The organism is Kitasatospora sp. NPDC001664, assembly GCF_053596675.1.
On the sequence record NZ_JBSFGS010000092.1, the window covers coordinates 1 to 2,038 of the forward strand.

1 protein-coding gene and 1 pseudogene are annotated in these 2,038 nt (G+C 68.9%); one reads left to right on the plus strand and one right to left on the minus strand.

Annotation, left to right across the window (positions count from 1 at the left end; translation table 11 throughout):
* A pseudogene (locus tag ACWCYY_RS40805) lies at window positions 1-777 on the minus strand (hypothetical protein); the annotation flags it as partial.
* 415 nt (window positions 778-1,192) lie between these two features.
* Between ACWCYY_RS40805 and ACWCYY_RS40810 the strand changes: the two are divergent.
* The coding region (locus ACWCYY_RS40810; RefSeq protein ID WP_449798980.1) for a C39 family peptidase at window positions 1,193-2,038 on the plus strand (846 nt) is incomplete at its 3' end.

Consider the following 2,038-nt stretch of genomic DNA (forward strand, 5'->3'; position numbering starts at 1 on the left):
TGTGTCCACCCAGAACTTCCCACCGGCGCCCGAGGAACCGCCGCCGACCTGCACGATGTCGTCGTTCTTCATCACGGAGTAGCGGATGTTGCGGACGTCCACGTCCGGCGGCACGGAGCTGCCCGGCGGCAGGAAGTGGACCGTGGTGTCATTGACGATCTTGTTGTAGCGGTACGGGGTGAACCAGGAGCCGTCCCACGAGTAGACCTTGTGCTTGATCGGTGTCGCCCCGAAGTCGTAGGCCCAGTAGCTGTTCTTCGAGCCGTCGGTCCACATGTCGAAGAGCTGCACGTGCCGCTTGTCGTGCACGGAGTCGAGGTGCACCAGCGGGTCACCGGGCAGGAGGTCGGACTTGTCGATCCTGGTCAGTAGTGACGGGTGCGTCAGCGACGAGCCCTGTTCCACCACCGCGTAGCTGTGGCCGAGGTTCAGCGCCATCGAGACGAAGCCCGAGCAGTCGGTGCGGTAGTACCCCCGCTGCTCGCAACCACCGACCCCCTGCCAGTCGTTGCGGATCGTCCCGATCCCGGTGAGGTAGCACTGGTCCGAGTCGTACTTGAGGCTCTTCTCGTACGCGTACCACCCCTCCGCCCTGGCGAGCACCTCGCTCCGGCTGATCGGTCCGCCCGGAGCGGATCCGCCCTCACTCGGTGGGATCTGAGCGTGGGCCGGGCCGGCCACCAGCACGGGCAGCAGCAGGGCGATCGCGAGGAGCGGGAGCAGTGCCAGCCGCAGCAGGCCTCGCAGGCCCTCGGGCATCGATGCCGTCGGGCTCATCCCTCGAATCCGTCGACGCGGATCGGCCGGTACGTTTCCGGTGGCGGCCTGCAGGCCCCTGCCGCGATGTGTCCGTTCCATGGTTCTCTCTCCTGAAGGTGACGGCGCTGCCACCACCGGGGCAGCGCCGGACGCCGGAGCCGCTTCCGTCCGGTCCGTCGGGGGACCCCGCTCCCGGTGTCGGTGGTCAGCAAACCCGACCGCCTCCCGGCCCGGTACCTACCAGGTCATAGAGGGGCGGCCGCCACCTCCCTAGGAGGTCGTAGATACCCCTTCACCCGCCGGTGCCCCATGCTCGGGATCCGACACCCGGCGGATCAACTGCCGCAGGGAATCCGGTCGTTCGAGAGTTCATGGCCTCGACGGTCTGAACGGCCGGAACGGAGAACGGGATCGTGAACGAAGGGACGTCCTCGTGCGAGGAAGACTCCGCAGAGCGCTGGCGGTGGGCACCACCGCCCTGATGGCCGGCGCGGCGGTACTGATGGGCACACCGGCGGCGCAGGCACAGTTGCCGCCCGACAACGGGGGTGGCACGCCCGGCACGTCGGTGGTGCCGTACACCTGGTACGGACAGGAGACGCCGAGCTGGTGCGCTCCGGCCGCCGTGCAGATGGCCTTCAAGGGGTGGCTGGGGGACACCCCGCACAGCCAGACCACGTACGCCCGGGACATGGGCACCACGGACAACGGGACCAGGGACATCACCCGGGTGGTCAACGCGCTCAACCGCTACGCTCCGGACTACCGGCGGGCGGCCGACTACGACTACCGGATGATGTCCTACCCGCCGGGGCCGGCCTCGCGGACGGACTTCAAGAACGACCTGGTGCACAGCATCGACAACGGGCACCCGCTGGTCGCCAACATCATCGTCACGCGGACCAAGCTGAACCAGGGCGTGGCGAAGCCCACCAACTACCCGGACCCGCTGCCGGGCGCCGACCTCACGCACTTCGTCACGATCGTCGGCTACACCGACTACGGCAACGGCGTGATCGTGGCCGACCCGAGCGCGGAGGGCCGGGGCAACGACCCGACCAACCCCGACCCGAACCAGCGGGCCCGCTGGAGCAGCGTGCCGCGCACCTGGCAGACCTCCACCGTCAACATGGAGAACCTGATCGGTGACCGGGGGTACGCTGCCAAGCTGTCCTCCGGCGCGAGCCCGACCCCGCCGGACAACGGTGGTGGTGGCGGCGGCGGCGGTGGCGGTGGCGGCGGGGGTTCCACCGGTGGTGGGAAGTTCTGGGTGGACACG